This window comes from Fimbriimonadaceae bacterium (assembly GCA_019454125.1).
Classification (GTDB): Bacteria; Armatimonadota; Fimbriimonadia; order Fimbriimonadales; family Fimbriimonadaceae; genus JALHNM01.
In genome coordinates, this window is record CP075365.1 from 606082 (window position 1) to 625267 (window position 19186).

Genomic DNA, 19186 nt, shown 5'->3' on the forward strand with positions numbered 1-19186 from the left:
CAAGCGCTTCCGATTGCTCAATTGTCAGCTTCGCAGGTTTCTGGGATTTGTCACTAGGCAAAGAAACGATGCACCCGTGAAACTCCAATTGCAGTTCTTGCGAGTCTTCGCGACCTGTCAGATTATTAGCCGTCATTTGTTTCTTTCTTTGAGTGATAGTTGCTTTTGTTGTTTTCGCTTTGTGAACTTCGCAATGTGAAGTCTCCAAGACCGATCCGACGCCGGTACAGTGCCGATTCAAGGAAAAGGGGGTGAATCGCAAAGACAAGACCCGACCGAGATCGCCTGCGTTCGGCGGTCGAATACAGTCGCCGGTTGAATCGGTCTCGGACGACGATCAACCCGCGTTTGACGAGCGTATCCACGGCGCGGCTGACGGCGGCGCTCTCCCGGCCCGTGTGGCTTTTGAGTTGGCTGTGACTGAGCCAGTCTTCAGGCTTCTGCCAGCCATAGGTCTGCCGGACGATGACGCAGAGCACCCTCCACTCCGTGTCGCTCAAGAGCTTCATCACCCGGTCCAAGAGCAGGTTCGGGAATGGCGTCGTGTTGGCGAGCCTACTCATTGGCGTACACCGGAGGATCGTAGTCGTTCTCGATGGCGGAGATAAGCAGCGATGCCGGTCTTCGAGCGGCGCGAAGCGGAAGCCAGTTCAGCTGACGCTCAATCCGCTCGGCGGGATACTGATCGACCAGGCTTCGGGCTTTTCTGAGTCCGACCCCGACATGGACGAGCTCCAGGACGAGCTCTTCATCAGGAGAAAGGACCGCATCATCCGGCGTTGGGCGGCGACGCCTCTTCCCGTCTGCCTGGGGCAGGATCTCGCCGATCGGCTCGAAACCGCTCATTCCAGGAATCCTTTCGCAAACCAGAGAACCAGCAGAATCAGTAATGCTCCGGCCAGCACCCAGCTCGCCCGGTCTGGTCGTGGTCCGTCAGGGTTAGAAGCGAGTTCGGCCGGTAGGCTGAGAGGGCGTGGCTTTGACGGCGCCCCCGCAAGTCCGAGCGACACTGAGCCAACGGCACGGAAGAAAGCGGGAGTTCCAAGATCGAGGGCGATCATCGAGTCGGCCAGACTCTCAAGTCCGACAACTCTGATGGGGCGACCTGAGAAGTCGGCAGCTGCCAAACGAGCCGCCCGAGATACTTGAGACGAGCTAATGATCATGCCGGCCGGAATCTGATCGCGAAGCAGAATGCCTCGCAGCTCATCGACCGCCCGTTTTGAAAGTGGTGATCGCCAGTGCCGGATCTGCACAGCGACCTCGATGCCGTCTTCTCCAATCTGAGCAAGGAAGTCCGGACCCACGGAGCCTCGGCCGCGTCGGCGAGGGCGGTTGAGCGTTCGAATGCAGTGATAGCCACTTGCTCCGAGCCAGAGCCAAACGATCCTCTGAAAAGTCTTGAAATCGAGGCCAGAGAGCATGGAGCGGACATATAAACTGCGGCTGCTGTTGCTGTCGCGGCGGCTCATCCTTGGCCCTCCATAAACTCGGCCACATCACCAGACCACTTGCCCGGCTGAACGTGGGACCACTGAGGCTTGATGCTGCCGTCCACGTTGTGGAGTCGATCGGGCAAACACCCTTTGCAGCCTGCCAGCTTGCAGACGTGCTTCGTCGGAAAGGACCCATCCTCGGAGAACACATCGCGCACATTTAGCTTGCGCGCCAATTGATACTCGAGGTTCCTGATGATCGGCGCCACGGTCTTATAGAGCGGATTGGTCCGTCCATGGATGATGTGGCAGATTGTTGACTTCGCCACCCCACAGTCTTTTGCCAAGCGGGAGGTTCCACGAAATCCGTATCGACTTGAGTGCAACATCAACGCGGCGACGCGATTGTGGCAAATGGCTGGTGCGATGCGAAGTTGTTTTTTCATTGCGATTTTCAGCGTGCCCGCCGAGGGGAATAGCCGCAATTGAAGTTTCTCCAACCGAACGTTTTCCGAACTATTTCGGACCCCGCGTGATGCGACGCGCAACCTGAAACTCGCTCATTTCCTGCTCCCTCAACATCGAACGAATCGATGCGGATGCATTGACGAGCTTGAGCCGATTCGCCCGAACAAAAGCCGAAACATATGTTCTAGAGCGAATGTCGAACGAGTGCCAGCTTCCCGAGGAGCCAAGGTACCGGACGCTCCGATTCAGTGCCACACAGCCACCGAACTGGCTTCGCTTAAGCCGAGCGAAGAGCCAGACGACGCCAATCGCAGCGAGGGCGGAACCGAGCAAGAAGGCCGCCAGGCTGAGATACCAAGCCGCCCCAAGTCCCAGAGCGACGAATGACCCGACTCCCAAGAGGGCAACCAGGGACAAGGCTGCAATGAGGAGTCGGTCTGCAACCCGAACGTGGGCGCGGCACTGATGGCAATATGGGATGTCCCATGCCCAGCCCCGAGTCTTGGAGTTTCGGTTTCTCTCAGTCCCGCTGATCGTCAGCCAGGTTCCAGGAAAGCGCCCGCAGCAGGCGCATTGCCGAGGGAAGGCGAACTGCTTGCCTGAAACATCGACTCTCATCCTTCGACCATCCAGGACGCAGAATCCGCGTCAAATTTCAATCACCAAACCGAACAAAGACCGAACGAAGGTATGCCCCTCACAGCGAGGGGCAAGTGGTTAGAACTCCGGATTGCCGAACAGACAGCCGAGAAAGTCGCGGTTCACAATGCGCTCGATGAGGCGATCCACAGTCGGGTTGAATCGTGCGAATGTCGGTGGCCGATCCGGGGCTCTCCGCGAGATCACCAGGTCAACTTGGGGATCGAACTGGTATCGCCACAGCCGAGCCGCTCGGAATGGCTCATCCTTCAGATCCTTGCCAAGATGATGATGGAAGCCACCTGAGAACACGAGGACCCTGGGCGATCCCCAGCGAAGCGGCACGATGGCCACCCGCTGATGGGCCGGGTTGTGAATCCCGGTGACGATGACGCCACTACTAAGAACAAGTGATTCCGTCGTTCGCTCTATCTCGTCGAGCTCACCCGGCGAGTGACGCGGTTGGCCGTGAGCCGCCTCGACTTTCACGAGCTTCGCTCCCAGGAGTCGGGCATTGCCGTAGAGCCAAAGACCAGCTGGCTCATAGAAGCCGGGCTCCGAATCGAAGGGAGCCGTTCGGGTTGGGGGTGCAAGGTGCGTTTTCACCCACCGACCGTCTCAATGAGCTCGGACCTTTGCGAATCACGTTGCTTGCGGCAAACGACTTCAGTTCCCCAGTTGGCTCACTCCACCCCCATGGAAAAAGCCGCATAATCCAGGCAAGATCGAACTGAAAGATGCAACTCACCGACTACCAGGCCGCGTTCTTCGCACACGAGCTCACCAAACGCAGCGCTTCAGACAGCGTTGAAAAGCTCGCGCACGTTCTGGCGGACGCTCAGGTAGACCTCAATCCACACCAGGTTGAGGCGGCGCTCTTCGCCTTTCGGAATCCGTTCTCAAAGGGAGCCATTCTCGCGGACGAAGTCGGACTTGGAAAGACCATCGAGGCCGGTCTCTTACTTGCTCAAAACTGGGCCGAACGCAAACGAAGGTTGCTTGTCATCGTCCCGGCCAATCTGCGAAAACAATGGAGCCAAGAGCTGGCCGACAAGTTCTACCTACCTTCCGTGATCCTGGAAGCGAGGAGCTTTAATGAAGCCATCGCGAAAGGCAATCTCAACCCGTTCAAGCAGGACGCCATCATCCTTTGCTCGTACCAGTTCGCCAAGGCAAAAGAGCCCTACGTCAAGCAAACCGATTGGAATCTCGTTGTGATCGATGAGGCCCACAGGCTCCGGAACGTGTACAAGGGCACGAGCAAGATTGCCCTTTCGATCAAGAACTCTGTTGCGCCGTTTCCGAAGGTTCTGCTGACCGCTACACCGCTCCAGAACAGCCTGTTGGAACTGTACGGTCTGGTTAGCATCATCGATGACTACGCTTTTGGCGATCAGAAGAGCTATCGCCAACGGTTCACGAGGCTCGGTGAGAACGAGGACTTCGCCGAACTCAAAGAGCGCCTTGCTCCCATCTGCAAGCGAACTCTCAGAAGGCAAGTGCTGGAGTACGTCAGATACACGAACCGCCATGCATTGGTGCAGGAGTTCGTGCCAACTGAGGAAGAACAGCGACTCTACGATCTTGTGTCGGAATATCTGCAAGCAGACAAGCTCTACGCCCTTCCGGCCAGTCAGCGAGCATTAGTGACTCTCATTCTCCGGAAGCTGCTCGCCTCATCGACCTACGCGATTTCAGGAACCCTTCAAAGCCTGATCGATCGCCTTTCCGAAGCGGAAGCCGACGCTGAGAGAGTTGAAGCCGCTCCAGAGGACCTGCCGAGCGAATGGGAGGACTATGACGAGTTGGCCGATGAATGGAGCGAAGAGGAAGAAGAAGGGCCCAAAAAGGGTGAACCATTGACGCCCGAGCAACTGGCCGAACTGAAGGAAGAGAAAGCCAAGCTCCAAGAGTTTTGTGCCTTGGCTAAATCCATCGTCAAGAACTCTAAAGGGGAAGTTCTGCTTACGGCCCTACGTCGTGGATTCGACGCCGCAGCAAAGGCTCAGCAAGAGCGAGGAGGCGCGACGCTTCAGCAGAAGGCCGTCATCTTCACCGAATCCAGACGAACCCAGGAGTATCTGTTCAAGATCCTCAACGAGACCGAGTTTGCCGGTCAGGTGATGCTCTTCAACGGCACCAATACCGATCAACTCTCAAGGGACATCTATCAAGAGTGGCTCAAGAAACATGCCGGGACGGACAAGGTCAGCGGATCGAAGTCGGCCGATATGCGGCAAGCCCTTGTTGAGAATTTCCGAGATAACGCCTCGATCCTTATCGCTACGGAAGCAGCTGCCGAGGGGATAAACCTCCAGTTCTGCAATCTCGTGGTCAACTACGACCTGCCGTGGAATCCGCAACGAATCGAGCAGAGAATCGGGCGATGTCACCGATACGGTCAAAAGTTCGACGTCGTTGTCGTCAACTTCCTGAATAAGAACAACGCGGCGGACGTTCGGGTCTACGAGTTGCTGGACGAGAAGTTCAAGCTCTTCAACGGCGTGTTTGGAGCCAGCGACGACGTGCTTGGAGCCGTTGAGTCAGGCGTCGATTTCGAGAAGCGGATCGCCTCGATCTATCAAAAGTGCCGGACGCCTCAGCAGATCGCGTTCGAGTTTGATGAACTGCAAAGAGACCTTGAAGGCGACATCGCGGCGACCCAGCGTGACGCCCGTGAGAAGCTGCTGGACAACTTCGATCAAGAGGTCGTTGAAAAGGTCAGGATTGAAAGCAAAGATGCCCTTGATCGTTTTCAGCACCAACTGTGGCTGCTGACCCGACACGTCCTGAAAGATCACGCGTCCTTCGAGGACGCGACTTTCTCATTCCAGTTGGTCCAGAACCCATTTCCACCCGAAACCATCCACGCTGGGCCATATCGCGTTGGCAAAAACGTGGAGAATGCCAACACCTATCGCGTCGGACATCCGCTCGCACAAAAAGTGATCAAATCGGCGGCATCGAAGGAGCTTCCCGAAGCCGAGGTCAAGTTTGACTACACCGGCTCAAGGAAGAACATCGCGATTCTCAATGACTTCACGGGGAAGTCTGGGTATCTTGCCTGCGTCAAGCTGACGATGACTGCCCTGGAAACTGAGGATCGACTCGTGATGGTCGGAGTCAGCGACGATGGAGAGGTTCTCGATGAACACCAGGCGCGTCGCCTGTTTGACCTCCCGGCCTCAGTTGGCGTACGCACAGCGGTGCCGGAGGCGATAAAGGAGCATCTTGCCGGTTCAATTCAGACCAAGAAGAAGATCATCTTAGATGAGGCTTCTGTTCGCAATGGATCCTGGTTCGACACGGAAATGGAGAAGCTCGACCATTGGGCCGAGGACCGCCGCGCCAGCCTAAAGTCGGAACTTGCCGACCTTGACGCGAACATCAAGGAGTCCAAGAAAGCCGCTCGATTGGCCGGAAGCTTGCCGGAAAAACTCGAGAAGCAGCGCCAAGTTCGGAGCCTCGAAACAAAGCGAGAAGAAGCTTGGAGAGCCTACGACCAAGCGAGTCGCGAAGTCGATCAGCAGAAGGATTCGTTGTTAGACGAGATCAGCAAACGGCTTGAGCAACACATCCAAGAGGATCGTCTCTTCACGATCCGGTGGCATGTTCTCTAGCGGTCTCACGCCCTATTGGTCCACTCAAACTTCACCTTGAGGCTGTTTAACGTATCCCAGCCGATGATCTCTTCCTTCTGAAGCCGTCCCACGACGATTCCCGGCGAAATCCCGAGCGACTCGGCAAACGCCCGAACGGCAGAGCCGCTGAAGTCGTCAGCTTGGACAAATCGCCTAAAGGCTGACGGCGGAATCATGTGGTTCGCCGCGAATGCATCGGCTTCGAGTTCGTCTTCACTCTTTTCACCTTTGATCACTTCCAAGTACACGGCCCGCTTTTGATGCCTGAGAATGTGACAGGACTCATGAAAGATCGTGAACCACAAGTGATCGTTGGTTTTGTATCTCAATGTGATCTGGATGAGCGCTTTGGAGGGAGTCAGCCACCTTGTCGCGCCAGACACGCCCATGCTTGGGAGTTCCGGCACAAAGAGAAGCACGACGCCGCATCGAGCGAAGGAGTCCTTCAGTGCGGGCACGAATTCGCGAGGGCCTTGACATGTCAGCTTCAGAGCCTCATCAACGGCTTTGGCAAAGCTCTTTTCGTCGTAGTCCGAAGCGTCCACATCTTCTGCTTCAAGCTCACCTTGTCGGAGCCAGGCCGCGATCAAGTGATCCTTATCAGCCTTAGTCTCAGAGCGTCTATATTGAGGGCTCAGGTTTGCGACCCAGGCATTAAAGGCCGAACGATCGACGACGCCGAAGAAGCGAAGCAGATTGTGAAACTTCTCACGCGCATTGGAAGTTGGAGGAACCCACTCGTATTCCGCCATTTCCTTGTACGTGAAACTCCGCGCCCATTCGAGGTCTTCATCGGTAGGCTCGGGAACGCTCGATCGAGAGAGCCACTCCTGGTAGCGGGCCTCACGTGCGAGCCAAAAGCGAGCGGGTGTGCCGAGCACCCGTTCCAAATCGACGGCCAACTCCGGTGTAATCGGAGCCTTCCCGTTCACAATCTGGCTGAGGTTCTTATCCGAACGCCCCAGGCGAAGGCTCAGCAGCTTCTGGCTGATCCCCTTCTCTTCAAGTAAGTCATTCAGCGTCTCTCCCGGTGGAGAAACGCTCGTCGGTCTGTATTCCAGGTTCGGCATGGTCGTGGTTTCCTCGTTTCTTGAATCTGCTAGTGGTAGTCGACGACTTCGATGACCTCAACGGCGGTCACCTGGGTCCAATCCAGGCCGCCATCTTCCTTCTCCGGTCTCGGATCGTGGTTGGGTCGGAAGATAAGTCGGTCGTTCGCGGAAACGCGAACGGAAAGTTGTCCTGCGCGGTCCCCGGTCAGCTCTTCGCATCGACCGGGCAAAGCGCGCATGTCGTCGAGAGTCGTGGCGGCATCCAAGTCGTCCAAGCGCTTCCGAATCTGCTTGGCCATGTCCGCGCCGTAGGTCTGGCTCAGCTTGGAGTCGCTGTTCATGACCTTGGCCAACTTCTCGGTTGCGAACGCCACGTCCAATGTGCATGTTCTCCATTCTCTTTACGTGATCGGTAAACAGAACGGTGCATTGTAGCCCAAAATCGGATAGAATAGCTACCAAACCTGGTAAAGCGGTCCAAGACGCTCAGGGCCCCTGCTTGCATGTCCTCGTCGAATCCGGTTCAATCAGGCTGGAAGGAACCCAAACTCGAATGAACGAATCCAACGCCAACCCCGAAGTTGAGAAGCTCGACCTGAGTTCGCTTGATGTTGCTGAGCTGAAGCGTCAGGAACTGGCCGAGCTCTTCCCCGAGGTCAGAACCGAGGGCGGGAAGATCGACTTTGAGCGACTGAAGGCAGTGTTGGGCGAGATGGTGGACGCCGGTCGGGAGCGATACGGCATGAACTGGCCCGGCAAGGCCGAGTGCATGCGGACGATCCAAGCGCCGAGCATGGGCACGCTGCTTCCGATGCCCGACGAGAGCGTGGACTGGGACACGACGGAGAACGTGATCATCGAGGGCGACAATCTTGAGGTGCTCAAGCTGCTCCAGAAGAGCTACCTCGGCAAGGTCAAGATGATCTACATCGATCCGCCCTACAACACAGGTAAGGACTTCATCTACCCGGACAATTACACCGAATCATTGCAGACCTATCTCGAATACACGGGCCAGGTCGATTCGGAAGGCAGGAAGTTTGGCCCGAATGCCGATTCGGACGGTCGGTATCACTCGCGATGGCTGAACATGATGCATCCGAGACTGTTCTTAGCGAAAAACCTTCTTCGAGATGACGGCGTGATCTTCATCAGCATCGATGATTACGAGGCGCAAAACCTGGTACGGCTTTGCACTGACATCTTCGGCGAAGAAAACTTTTTAGGCTTCTTGCCAACAGTGATGAATCTGAAAGGCAATAACGATGAGTTCGGGTTTGCGGGAACACATGAATACACCGTTGTCTTTGCCAAACACAAGGATCGGGTTAAGCTATTTGAGTTTCCGATCGATGAGGAGGATGAGGATGACTGGGAAGAGGATGAGCTAGGGTTTTACAAGCGAGGAGCAAATCTCAAAGCAACGGGGAAGAATGCCCCTCGCGAGAAGCGTCCAAACCTCTTTTTTCCCATATACGTCCATGAGGGCAAAGTCCACTTGGAGCGACAAACGCCCACTGATGTAGAGCTACTTCCGATGACCGATGGCCAAGAAATGTCTTGGCGTTGGAGCAAGACAAAGTTTCAGAAACAGCCTGACGATGTGATTATTGTTGGAGAAGGCGACGGGATCGCCATCTACAAAAAGCAACGTCCAAGCTTGGGCGACTTACCTTCAAAGAAGCCGAAGAGCCTTCTGTACAAGCCCGAGTATAGTAGCGGCAACGGAACCGCTGCGATCAAGAAGCTTTGCGGAGCACAGCTGTTCTCATCGCCACCAAAACCGCCGGCACTCATTGAAGACTTCGTGAGGATCGGGTCTCAGCCGGGAGACATTGTGCTTGATTTCTTTGCAGGGTCTGGAACTACGGCTCAATCGACTCTCGAACTCAATGCTGAGTCGGAGGGCGACAGAAAGTTTATTCTTGTTCAGTTACCCGAGGGACTTGATCCCGATAAGCCAGAGCAACGCGCGGGTGCCCAGTTTTGTGACGCAATCGCTAGGCCCAGAAACATTGCCGAGATCACAAAGGAGCGAGTTCGCAGAGTCATAACTGGCCTGAACAAGCAAGAGAATCTCTTTAATGACAACATCGTGAGAGACCGCGGATTCCGTTCATTTAAGCTTGTGCCCTCAAACTTCATTCCATGGGACGGAACCGCCTCCAACGACGCCGACCAACTGGCCAAGCAGCTGAAGCTCGGCATTGACCACACGCGAGGCGACCGCACCCCACAAGACCTGCTTTTTGAAGTCCTCCTCAAGTCTTGGGGCGAACCCGCGCTCAGCCTCAAGGTGGCTGAAGAAACCATCGAGGGCGTGCGCGTCTTCTCCATCGCTGAAGGCGATTTCCTCATCTGCCTAGAGGAGAAGGTCTCTCTGGAGTTCATTCGTGCTCTTGCCGCACGCAAGCCCAGCCGAGTTGTCATGCGCGAGTCGGCGTTCGCCGGCAACGACCAGCTGAAGACCAACGCCGTCCAGACCTTCAAGTCCCAAGGCGTGACGAGCTTCAAGGTGGTGTGATGAGGAAGTCAAAGCAAGCCAAAATCAGCGTGGCCGGGACCGAAATCTCGGTGGTCAGCGACGCCCGGGGCGACTACATCTCGCTGACCGACATGACCCGCGGTTTCGACGGCGGCCCCGCCCTGATCGAGCAGTGGATGCGGGCCAAGGACACGATTCTGTTCCTGGGAGCCTGGGAGAGCTTGCACAACCCCATTTTTAAACCCCACGAATTCGGGGGGTTTAGGAATGAGGCTGGCCGAAACAGCTTCTATATGTCACCCAAGAAGTGGGTCGAGGCAACCGGAGCCATCGGGATCTACTCCCAATCGGGTCGCTATGGAGGCGGGACTTTCGCACACCGCGACATCGCCTTTGAGTTCGGAACTTGGCTGAGCCCAGAATTCAAGCTTTACCTGATCAAGGAGTTTCAGCGGCTCAAAGAGGCGGAAGCCGAACGGCAGAGCCTGGAATGGAACCTCAACCGCTCGCTTTCAAAGCTGAACTACCGAATCCATACCGACGCAATCAAGGAGCACCTGATTCCGCCGAACTTGACCAAGCGGCAGGAAAGCTTCGTCTATGCGGACGAGGCTGATCTGCTGAACGTGGCTCTCTTTGGCAAAACGGCCAAGCAGTGGCGCGACGCAAACCCGGAGCTCGAAGGAAACATGCGGGATTACGCGACGGCGGCTCAGCTTCTCGTCATGGTGAACCTGGAGTCGCTGAATGCTCAGTGGGTGCGAGACGGCTTGAAGCAACCCGAGCGATTGCGACGACTGCGCGAAGCAGCAGTTTCACAACTCAAATCTCTCGGCTCCATCAGCCTGCGGTCGATTGACCTACCGCCAAGCCTCCCGATGAGGGACGAGGAGGAGGAAGAGTGAGGCTTCAATTCGACCCCAACCAACAATTCCAGCTTGACGCCGTGGCCGCCGTGGCGGACCTATTCGACGGCCAAGAGCGCGGAGCGCCGGAGTTCTCGGTCATCAAGACCAACTATGCCGGCGAGCTTCTGAGCGGCATGGTGATGACGGAGACCGGAGTCGGCAATCAACTCTTGCTTTCGGACGACCGGCTCTTAACCAACCTGCGATCTGTCCAAGAGCGGTTCGACATCGAGGTAGATCCAAACTCGGCTTTGGCAGCTTGGGAGTTGTTCGACGCCCCGGCCGATATCAAACGCCCATGCCCACATTTCTCAGTCGAGATGGAAACAGGGACCGGAAAGACCTACGTTTACTTGCGCACAATCTTTGAGCTCTCCCACCGCTACGGCTTCCAGAAGTTTGTGATCGTGGTTCCCAGCGTCGCGATTCGAGAAGGTGTTCTGAAGAACCTGGAGATCACGGCGGACCATTTCCGGGCGCTCTACAACAACCTACCCTTCGAGTGGTTTGTCTACGACGCGAAGAAGGTGAACCGCCTTCGACACTTCGCTACGAGCAACACGCTCCAGATTCAGGTCATCAACATCGACGCGTTCCGCAAAAACTTCTCCGACACGGATGATGACAAAAAGTCGAACGTGATGTACAAGCGGCAAGACCGACTTGGCGATCACATGCCGATCGAGTTTGTCCAAGCCGCGCGGCCCATCGTGATCATCGACGAGCCCCAGAGTGTGGACAACACGGACAAGGCTCAGGAGGCGATCAAGGCGCTCAACCCGCTGATGACGCTTCGCTACTCAGCGACTCACCGCAATCCGTACAACCTGGTCTACCAGCTCGATCCTGTTCGGGCGTTCGAGTTGCGCCTGGTCAAGCAGATCGTGGTTGCGAACGTGGAGTCTGAGGATGCCGCCAACGAGCCATTCGTCCGAGTCGAGTCCATCGAATACAAGAAGGAATACAAAGCCAAGCTCCGGATGCTGATCAAGACCGCTGACGGGCCGAAGGAGAAGTCCATTTCCGTCAAGCCAGGCGACGACTTGTTCTACAAGTCAGGCGAGTTGCACCACTACCAAGACGGTTTCCGCATTGCCGATCTTTCCGCCGAGCCAGGTGACGAGCACATTCGATTCAGCAATGGCCGCCGACTCGGGCAGGGCGAAGAAATGGGTGGAGCCCGGTCTGACATATGGCGAGCGCAGATCAAGAAGACTGTCGAAGAGCACCTGAAGAAGGAGGTCAAGGTCCGCGAGCGTGGCCTCAAAGTGCTTTCGCTATTCTTCATCGACAAGGTCGCCAACTACCGCGACTATGACGACGACGGGAATCCGATTCAGGGCAAGTTCGCCCAGGTTATCGAGGAAGAGTTGGCAGCCTTCGCAAACGACCCGCGATTCGCATCGCTGGAGTGGCTGAAGTTGCCAGTCGGCCAGCTCCACAACGGATATTTCTCAGGCGACCGCAAGAAGCGCAAGGACGGAACCGAGGAGACGATTTGGAAGGACACGAAGGGCTCAACGGCACTCGATGACGACACTTACAACCTCATCATGAAGGAGAAGGAGCGATTGCTCGACATGAGCGAGCCACTCCGATTCATCTTCAGCCACTCTGCTCTGAGAGAAGGCTGGGACAACCCGAACGTGTTCCAAATTTGCACCCTCAATGAGACCCAGAGCACGATGAAGAAGCGCCAAGAAATCGGGCGCGGCCTTCGATTGCCCGTTGACCAGACCGGTGCGAGAGTCTTTGATGACTCAATCAACAAGCTGTACGTGATGGCCAACGAGAGCTACGAAGCGTTCGCCAAGGCACTGCAAAACGAATACGAGGAGGACTGCGGCGTCACGTTTGGCAAGGTGCCGATCACGGCTCTTGCCAAGCTCACTCGCGTCATCGACGACGAAGAGAAACCCATCGGTCGCGCCGAGGCCGAAGCACTCCGAGACCTCTTGGTCGAGCAAAAGATGATCGACGTTCAGGGCCGAATCCAGAAGGCATTCGATCCTCGAAGCCCAGACTTCAAGTTGGAATTGCCCGAAGACAAGGCGGAGCTGACTTCGGCGGTTGTGGACCTGCTGTCGAGCTACCAGATCGAGCATCACATCCAGCGCGAAAAGGACGAACGGGTCAACAAGCTGAAGAAACAAGTGTTGCTCACGCCAGAGTTCGAGGAGCTTTGGACGAGGATCAAGCCCAAGACGATGTATCGCGTCGAGTTCGAGACCGCCGACTTGGTTGCACGAGCCGTTGCCGAGATTAAGCGCATGCCCAAGATCGAGAAGCCGATTCTAAGGGTTACGGCCGGAGTGCTTGGCGTGGAGAAATCGGGCGTCACCGCGAAAGGAATGAGCGTGGCCGAAGAGACGCGCGAATACGGCGCACGACCTTTGCCGGACATCCTTGGCTACCTCCAGAACGAAACCGAACTGACGCGATCGACACTGGTGGAGATCCTCACGAAGTCCGACCGCTTGGCCGAGTTCTTCAACAACCCCCAGCGATTCATGGACCAAGTTGCCCGCATTTTGAAGTTCGAGCTGCACCGGATTCTGGTGGACGGCATCAAATACGAGCGCATCGATGGCACCGGGTCAGACGCCGCTTGGGATCAGATGCTCTTCAAGAACGAGGAGTTGGTCAACTATCTGAAGGCTCTGGAAGTGAAGAAGTCGGTTTACGACTACGTCGTTTATGATTCAGAGATTGAGCGAGAGTTTGCCGAGCAGCTTGATCAGCGCGACGACATCAAGCTTTTCGTCAAGCTTCCGGGCTGGTTCAAGGTGGACACGCCTGTTGGCGAATACAACCCGGACTGGGCCATCGTGAAGCACGACACTTCAACGATCTACTTGGTGCGAGAGACCAAAGGAACGCGAGACTTCCTGAAGCTGAGATCAACCGAGGCGGACAAGGTGCGGTGCGGGAAGCGCCACTTCGAGGCGCTTGGGCAGGACTTCAAAGTCGTCGTGACGGCAGGTGAGGTGTAAGAATGGCGCTCGATTGGCACTCGAATTCGTTGACTGCCAAAAAAGAAACGAAACCCGCATCGAAATCACAGGCAAGGCCGTCAGTATTCTTGGCGGCATTGGCCGAAGCCCGAACTAGCCTGATCACCCTTCGCGAGCTCCGTTACATACCAGTGAAAAGGACGGAGGCGAACCCAAAAAGGGTTCAAGTCCAAGTTTGCGACCGATCGACGATGGGACGAGGCCGTGCCGACTACCTACACAGGAGGCACCTATGGCAGCAGAAAAACGCGTTCATCGAGATGCGGGAACGGGACGCTACGTCACCGAGAAATACGCCGACAAGCACCCCAAGACCACGGTCAGTGAGCCGGCCAGTAAGCCAGCTCCGAAGCCTGCACCGAAGAAGGGCAAGTAGAGGATTCGTTCTCCCCTTTGAACAGGGGAGAACGTCTCTTTCCTTGGCGCGCTCTTCTATTAGCAGCTGTAAGTAACGGAAGCGATGTCTCGACAAGAAGGATTATTCACGGAACACCTGCCCAAAATTAAAATCCCCGTCGCCACGCGTGTAGAGGCACATTTTGGGAAGAACAGACTTTTCCAGCTCCTGTTCGAAGGCTACGAGGGGAGTGCAGAGTCCATCACCGCCGCAAGTGGTACAGAGTCGTGGACGGAGCTAAAGCTACCAACCGGGGATCTATTCCGGGTCTACGAGAGCGGCGCACGATCGACGTTCACGCATCCCCACCTTCGCGTGGCGGGCTCAAAGCTGAAATGGGAAAATGCCAAGCTTCCCGCCCTCTCGCCGTCATGTCGACAGAATGCGTTGGACTCATGGAAGGACGCTTTTAGGTTTTTCCGAGAAGACCCAGGAACCGGCCAACCAGGTTTGCGGCCACCTCAGATAGGAGCTCTTCACGCGATCCACGCTCACTGGACTGTCGAAGACAAGCCAGCGACAATCGTCATGCCAACCGGAACTGGCAAGACAGAGACCATGTTGGCCACGCTAGTTTCGGAGCGGTGTGATCGTGTCTTAGTGATCGTTCCCAGTGTCGTTCTGCGTGACCAACTCTTTGGGAAATTTGCAACCCTCGGATTACTGAAAAAGCTAACAAACCTGGCCCAGAGCGCTCAGTTCCCGGTCGTGGGGCTCATGCGATCGAGTCTCCAAACTGCTACTGCGGTTGACGAACTGTTCGGTTCGGCGAACGTGATCGTGGCTGTCATCAATTCAGTTGTGGCGAGCAGCCCTGAGGCATTAGCCCGAATTGTTGAAATCTGCAGCCACTTGTTCATTGACGAGGCTCACCATGTCCCGGCCCGAACGTGGTCACAGCTCAAGGCTCAGTTTCAGCACAAGCACGTGCTTCAATTTACTGCCACTCCATACCGAAATGACGGAAAGCGAGTGGATGGCAAGGTTATCTACTCTTTCCCGCTGCGGAAAGCGCAGGAGCAGGGCTACTTCAAGCCGATCCAATACAAGCCGATCTACCAATTTCGCCCGGAACTGTCCGATGAGGCAATCGCCGAAGCTGCGATCAAGCAGCTCAGGGAAGACCTCAATGTTGGACTCGACCACGTGCTTATGGCCCGTGCTCATCCCATCGAACGGTTGAAGCAAATTCTTCCGATCTACTCCGCAAAGGCCGCGGACCTCAATCCAGTGATCATCCATTCTCAGATGTCGCAGACCGACCGTAAGCTCGCGTTGGACTCTATGAAGACAGGCCAGTCTCGTGTGATTCTCTGCGACAACATGCTCGGGGAAGGGTTCGATTACGCACAGTTGAAAGTTGCAGCCCTTCACGATCTACACAAGAGCCTCGCAATCACACTCCAGTTCACTGGCCGCTTTACCCGGACGAGTTTAGACGCAAAGCTGGGCCCTGCTACCATGATTGCCAATGCCGCCCTATCTGGAATAGGCAACGAGCTAAGGGACTTGTACGCCCAGGACGCCGACTGGAACCGCCTGATTCAGGAAATGGCCGACCAGACGATAGGGTCCAAGGTGAAGAAGACTGAGTTTTCAGCCACCTTCAAGCCATACGGCGTCGACTTTCCGCCTGAGAACATCCAGCCAAAGATGAGCACCGTCGTTTATCAGACGAAGTGCGAGGAGTGGGCTCCGAAGACCCTGGAAAAGTGGCTTGAGAGGGCCCAAGTGTTTGCAGGTCCATCGATCAGCGATGAACACCGAACCGCCTTCTACGTTGTCGTGGAAGCGTCGGAAGTTGAGTGGGGTCTGGCAAAGGATGCGCTTGATGTCCACTACGCACTCTTCTTGCTGCATTGGGATAAGGAGCGTCAATTGCTTTTCATTAATAGCACAGACAACAGGGGCTTTCAAAAGGACCTAGCGATGTTGGTCTGCGGCGAGGATGTCGAGAGGGTCCAGGGCGAGGAGATATATCGTGCAGTCTACGGAATCAACCGTCTCGTCCTCTTCAACCTCGGGCTAAAGCATGTAACCGGACGCAACGTCCGATTCACCATGCTGGCAGGCTCTGATGTTCTTGAGGGGATCACGATAGCCCAGGCCGGGACGCGCACGAAAACAAACCTGTTCGCACACGGCTACGAGGACGGGGAGCGAGCAACAATGGGCTGTTCGATTCGTGGGCGCCTCTGGTCGTACTTAGTGGCTGACGACATTTCTCACTGGGTCGCGTGGTGTAAGCATATCGGCAATAAACTCCTAGACGATACGATCACCATCGCAAAGATCAACGATTGGTTCGTAGTTCCCCAGGAACTTTCCGATCGTCCGCGTTTGACTGCTCTTTCTGCAGACTGGCACGATCAGTTCTTCATTGAACTTGAGAGAAGGACCTTTATTAAGATTGGGAACGTAGAGTGTCCCGTCTTTGATGCCGACATTGAGATCGTGCCGACTGAAGTGACTGGTCCTTTGAAGTTCGCGGTCAATGCAAACGGCAAGCGCGCCGTGTTCAAGATCAAGTTCCAGAACAAGGAGATCAAGTTCGATCAGTTGGAGGGCGACACGGCCATGCTGAGAATTGGCTCGGCCACTTCAAAGCTCAGCGATGAGTTTGAAAACTATCCGCCGATCATCTACTTCGAAGCCGAAGCCGTCCTGGAAGGCGGACTGCTCGTTCAGCCGAAGAAAGGTAGCCGCTCTTCGTTTGATCGAACCAAAATCGTCGCCTGGGATTGGAAGGGCACTGACCTAAAGAAGGAGTCCCAAGGAACTGCCCGAGCAGCAGATTCAATCCAGTATAGGGCGATTCAGGAATTCCTATCCGACAACTCCTGGGAAGTAATCTTTGATGACGACGGGCCACAAGAAGTTGCCGATATTGTTTGCCTCAAGCGGCAGGACGACGTCTTGAAAGTGAGCTTGATTCACTGCAAATACTCTCATGGCGATCAGCCGGGGAGTCGAATCGACGATCTGTACGAGGTGTGCGGCCAGGCACAAAAGGCGATCAAGTGGAGGGATGAGATGGAGAAAATGATCTCCCGGTTACTTGCACGTGAAGACAAGTCGCTGGCTGACGCCAGGGCCTCGCGCCTGATTAAAGGGGACCGCAACAGGCTAATCGAACTCAGGAATTCAGCGCGACTGCTACGACCAGATTTCAGTATGTGGCTTGTACAGCCAGGTTTGTCAAAGGCCGCCGCTTCATCGAGTCAGCTTGAGTTGCTTGGAGGCACGGAGACATTTCTCCATGAGGTACATCAAATCCCACTGCACGTGGTTGCCAGCGCGTGATAATCAGGTTCCTACTTGGGTTCCTAAATGAGATGCACTCATGTGACCCACAATGACCCGAGTCAGGAACCTAAAACGAGTCGGTCGAGCGCATGGAAGTTGCAATCGCACTGCAGAGGTCGTGAGTTCGAATCTCATCATCTCCACCAATCTACAGATTTCTCGTTTTCCGGGCCAGCCCCGGCCCCCTCTCTTGCCACGTTTAGCATCAAATCGAACGGCATATTGAGGTCTGCGACCACCTTTTCGCCGTCGAATTTGCAGTTCGAGAGCATTGCAGAGACGATTTGGCGTTTTTCGTCCGGACCGGCTGTTTTGAACCTAAGATGGGCGGTCTTGGCGAGTTCTAGAATCTCAACTGCCTCGTCGTAGGAACTCGATTCTTGACCGGACAGGGACGCCATCGTTACCTCGATTTCCCGTATCTCACTAACGAGGGCCTGCTTCTTTTCTTTGTGTTCTTCACGGCTAAGAACGCCGTCGGCGTAGTCGTCGTAAAGGCGCTCTCGCCTGGATTTCGCTCGTCTTAGCTGGCCCTCCAGTGCCGACATCCGGGCGGCATCGACGGTGCGCTCCTCCTCGTATTGGGCCCGCACGTCCTTACAGAGTTCTTCGAGAATGAAGTCAGGGAGGACGAGTCCCTCCAAGAGTGAGACGAAGAAATCGTCAAAAACCTCTTCGCGGACGAATGGGCGCGCGCACTCGTGCATGCCCGTGCAGTGATAGTAGGTGTATTTGCCCTTCTTGACCTCCCCCGACATTTGGTGACCACAGGCGCAGCGCAGCATTCCTCGATAAGCAAGGTTCTTGGCTCCGTAACGGACGCGACTCGTGCCACGACCCGACATCACATCCTGAATGGTTTGCCATGTAGCTTCGGAAATCAGGGGCTCATGAACTCCGTCGTGGTCAACACCGTTCCAGCGGATTATCCCGCAGTATGCTGGATTGCGAAGAATGTCCTCCATGCCGCTCTTATGGACGCGTTTGCCCTTCTTCGTCCTCAATCCAAGCTCTTCCGCTCGCACCGCTAAGGTCTTGATCGAGTGCGCGCCGCTTGCATATTCGAGCATCAACTGCCGCACGATCGGGCCGCGCACCGGATCGATGGCAATCATCTTGCGCTTGGTTCCCGGCTCGGGTACGTTCAAGTATCCGAGCGGAGCATGTGTGGGATAGATGCCCTGCTGAACCTTTTCGTCTAGTCCCTTTCGAATTTCTTCCGAAAGGTTGTCTGAATAGTGTTCGGACATCAAGACCTTGAAATTTTGAACTAGTCGTTCGTGGGCCCTGGCGTCAGGCAACCACCACCGGTTTTCTCGTAGAAAATATGCCGAGACACCCATAGCCTCCAAGGCCAATGCATCCTTCCGGTTTCTGATAAGCCGGTCAGTCTTTTCGGTGATGATACATGCTCCAGGAAACTCAGCGAGCACTCTCAACATTCGTGCAAATGCTGGCCTGCCTTCTCGCTTGGCAGAGTGGCTCTCAACGAAATCGTCAAGGATCCTGTACCCATTTCGCTCAGCCCATTGCCTTGCCTCACGCAGTTGGGAATCAAGGCTCCAGCCCTCGTCTTCCTGCTCCTTCGTCGACACGCGCCGATAGAGCACGCACTCCTTAAGGTCGGGGCCAGATGGTGTTAAGACTTGTCGTCCAGCAGATAGTTTTGATTTGAGGTTGCTTTGCATTTTCGGAGTCCTGTAAGGAAATCGCGCAGCCGTCGCTTCGCACTATCGGCTTCTTCGAGAGTCACGTGGCGGCCGTAAGCTCTTGAGAGGTATGAACGGAAATCGTCGTGACAATTGGAAAGTTCGTCGTGAATCGGATCGCGGCGAAATCT

14 protein-coding genes are annotated in these 19186 nt (G+C 55.6%); 6 read left to right on the plus strand and 8 right to left on the minus strand.

The genetic code is table 11. The features are described from left to right. Positions 1-125: 125 nt before the first annotated feature. The 5 genes from KF733_02995 to KF733_03015 form a co-directional block, all read right to left on the minus strand. Entirely contained in the window at positions 126-563 is a 438-nt protein-coding gene (locus tag KF733_02995; protein QYK56450.1) for a replication protein, read from the minus strand. Further along, positions 556-846 carry a hypothetical protein gene (locus KF733_03000; GenBank protein ID QYK56451.1) on the minus strand — a complete coding sequence of 97 codons (291 nt, stop codon included), beginning with the start codon at positions 844-846 and terminating at the stop codon, positions 556-558. Before KF733_03000 ends, KF733_02995 begins: the two co-directional genes overlap by 8 nt. After that, positions 843-1472, minus strand: coding sequence for a restriction endonuclease (locus tag KF733_03005; protein ID QYK56452.1), 630 nt, complete (start codon positions 1470-1472; stop codon positions 843-845). The genes KF733_03000 and KF733_03005 overlap by 4 nt, the downstream gene beginning before the upstream one ends. After that, positions 1469-1936 carry a hypothetical protein gene (locus tag KF733_03010; GenBank protein ID QYK56453.1) on the minus strand — a complete coding sequence of 156 codons (468 nt, stop codon included), beginning with the start codon at positions 1934-1936 and terminating at the stop codon, positions 1469-1471. The genes KF733_03005 and KF733_03010 overlap by 4 nt, the downstream gene beginning before the upstream one ends. Positions 1937-2621: 685 nt before the next feature. Continuing rightward, the gene (locus tag KF733_03015) at positions 2622-3149 is read right to left on the minus strand and encodes a hypothetical protein (protein QYK56454.1); all 528 of its coding nucleotides are present in this window, start codon (positions 3147-3149) and stop codon (positions 2622-2624) included. Between the two features lie 131 nt (positions 3150-3280). On the opposite strand from KF733_03015, the gene KF733_03020 reads away from it, so the two are divergent. Then, complete coding sequence (locus KF733_03020; protein ID QYK56455.1) at positions 3281-6163, plus strand: DEAD/DEAH box helicase; 2883 nt, start codon at positions 3281-3283, stop codon at positions 6161-6163. 5 nt (positions 6164-6168) lie between these two features. On the opposite strand, the gene KF733_03025 is transcribed toward KF733_03020, so the two are convergent. Both KF733_03025 and KF733_03030 read right to left on the minus strand, forming a co-directional pair. After that, complete coding sequence (locus KF733_03025) at positions 6169-7254, minus strand: helix-turn-helix domain-containing protein (protein ID QYK56456.1); 1086 nt, start codon at positions 7252-7254, stop codon at positions 6169-6171. 29 nt (positions 7255-7283) lie between these two features. Then, complete coding sequence (locus KF733_03030; protein QYK56457.1) at positions 7284-7610, minus strand: type II toxin-antitoxin system RelE/ParE family toxin; 327 nt, start codon at positions 7608-7610, stop codon at positions 7284-7286. A 179-nt stretch (positions 7611-7789) separates the two neighbouring features. Here KF733_03030 and KF733_03035 point away from each other — a divergent pair, with 179 nt between their 5' ends. The 5 genes from KF733_03035 to KF733_03055 all read left to right on the plus strand — a co-directional run bounded on the left by KF733_03035 (position 7790) and on the right by KF733_03055 (position 17343). After that, the gene (locus KF733_03035) at positions 7790-9760 is read left to right on the plus strand and encodes a site-specific DNA-methyltransferase (protein ID QYK56458.1); all 1971 of its coding nucleotides are present in this window, start codon (positions 7790-7792) and stop codon (positions 9758-9760) included. Continuing rightward, a complete protein-coding gene (locus KF733_03040) occupies positions 9760-10626 on the plus strand; it encodes a KilA-N domain-containing protein (protein QYK56459.1) in 867 nt (288 codons plus the stop codon). The genes KF733_03035 and KF733_03040 overlap by 1 nt, the downstream gene beginning before the upstream one ends. Further along, positions 10623-13622, plus strand: a complete 3000-nt coding sequence (locus KF733_03045; GenBank protein ID QYK56460.1) for a DEAD/DEAH box helicase family protein — start codon at positions 10623-10625, stop codon at positions 13620-13622. Before KF733_03040 ends, KF733_03045 begins: the two co-directional genes overlap by 4 nt. 253 nt (positions 13623-13875) lie before the next feature. Beyond that, positions 13876-14019, plus strand: a complete 144-nt coding sequence (locus tag KF733_03050; GenBank protein QYK56461.1) for a hypothetical protein — start codon at positions 13876-13878, stop codon at positions 14017-14019. Positions 14020-14103: 84 nt separating this feature from the next. Beyond that, the gene (locus KF733_03055) at positions 14104-17343 is read left to right on the plus strand and encodes a DEAD/DEAH box helicase family protein (GenBank protein QYK56462.1); all 3240 of its coding nucleotides are present in this window, start codon (positions 14104-14106) and stop codon (positions 17341-17343) included. Positions 17344-17480: 137 nt separating this feature from the next. Here KF733_03055 and KF733_03060 read toward each other — a convergent pair whose 3' ends face one another. Further along, positions 17481-19034, minus strand: a complete 1554-nt coding sequence (locus KF733_03060) for a recombinase family protein (GenBank protein ID QYK56463.1) — start codon at positions 19032-19034, stop codon at positions 17481-17483. Positions 19035-19186 lie beyond the last annotated feature (152 nt).

Coding starts and splice junctions, on each gene's coding strand:
- KF733_03000 (QYK56451.1), bottom strand. CDS start 846: ATGAGCGGTTTCGAGCCGATCGGCGAGATCCTGCCCCAGGCAGACGGG.
- KF733_03050 (QYK56461.1), top strand. CDS start 13,876: ATGGCAGCAGAAAAACGCGTTCATCGAGATGCGGGAACGGGACGCTAC.
- KF733_03055 (QYK56462.1), top strand. CDS start 14,104: ATGTCTCGACAAGAAGGATTATTCACGGAACACCTGCCCAAAATTAAA.
- KF733_03005 (QYK56452.1), bottom strand. CDS start 1,472: ATGAGCCGCCGCGACAGCAACAGCAGCCGCAGTTTATATGTCCGCTCC.
- KF733_03035 (QYK56458.1), top strand. CDS start 7,790: ATGAACGAATCCAACGCCAACCCCGAAGTTGAGAAGCTCGACCTGAGT.
- KF733_03060 (QYK56463.1), bottom strand. CDS start 19,034: ATGCAAAGCAACCTCAAATCAAAACTATCTGCTGGACGACAAGTCTTA.
- KF733_03040 (QYK56459.1), top strand. CDS start 9,760: ATGAGGAAGTCAAAGCAAGCCAAAATCAGCGTGGCCGGGACCGAAATC.
- KF733_03020 (QYK56455.1), top strand. CDS start 3,281: ATGCAACTCACCGACTACCAGGCCGCGTTCTTCGCACACGAGCTCACC.
- KF733_03025 (QYK56456.1), bottom strand. CDS start 7,254: ATGCCGAACCTGGAATACAGACCGACGAGCGTTTCTCCACCGGGAGAG.
- KF733_02995 (QYK56450.1), bottom strand. CDS start 563: ATGAGTAGGCTCGCCAACACGACGCCATTCCCGAACCTGCTCTTGGAC.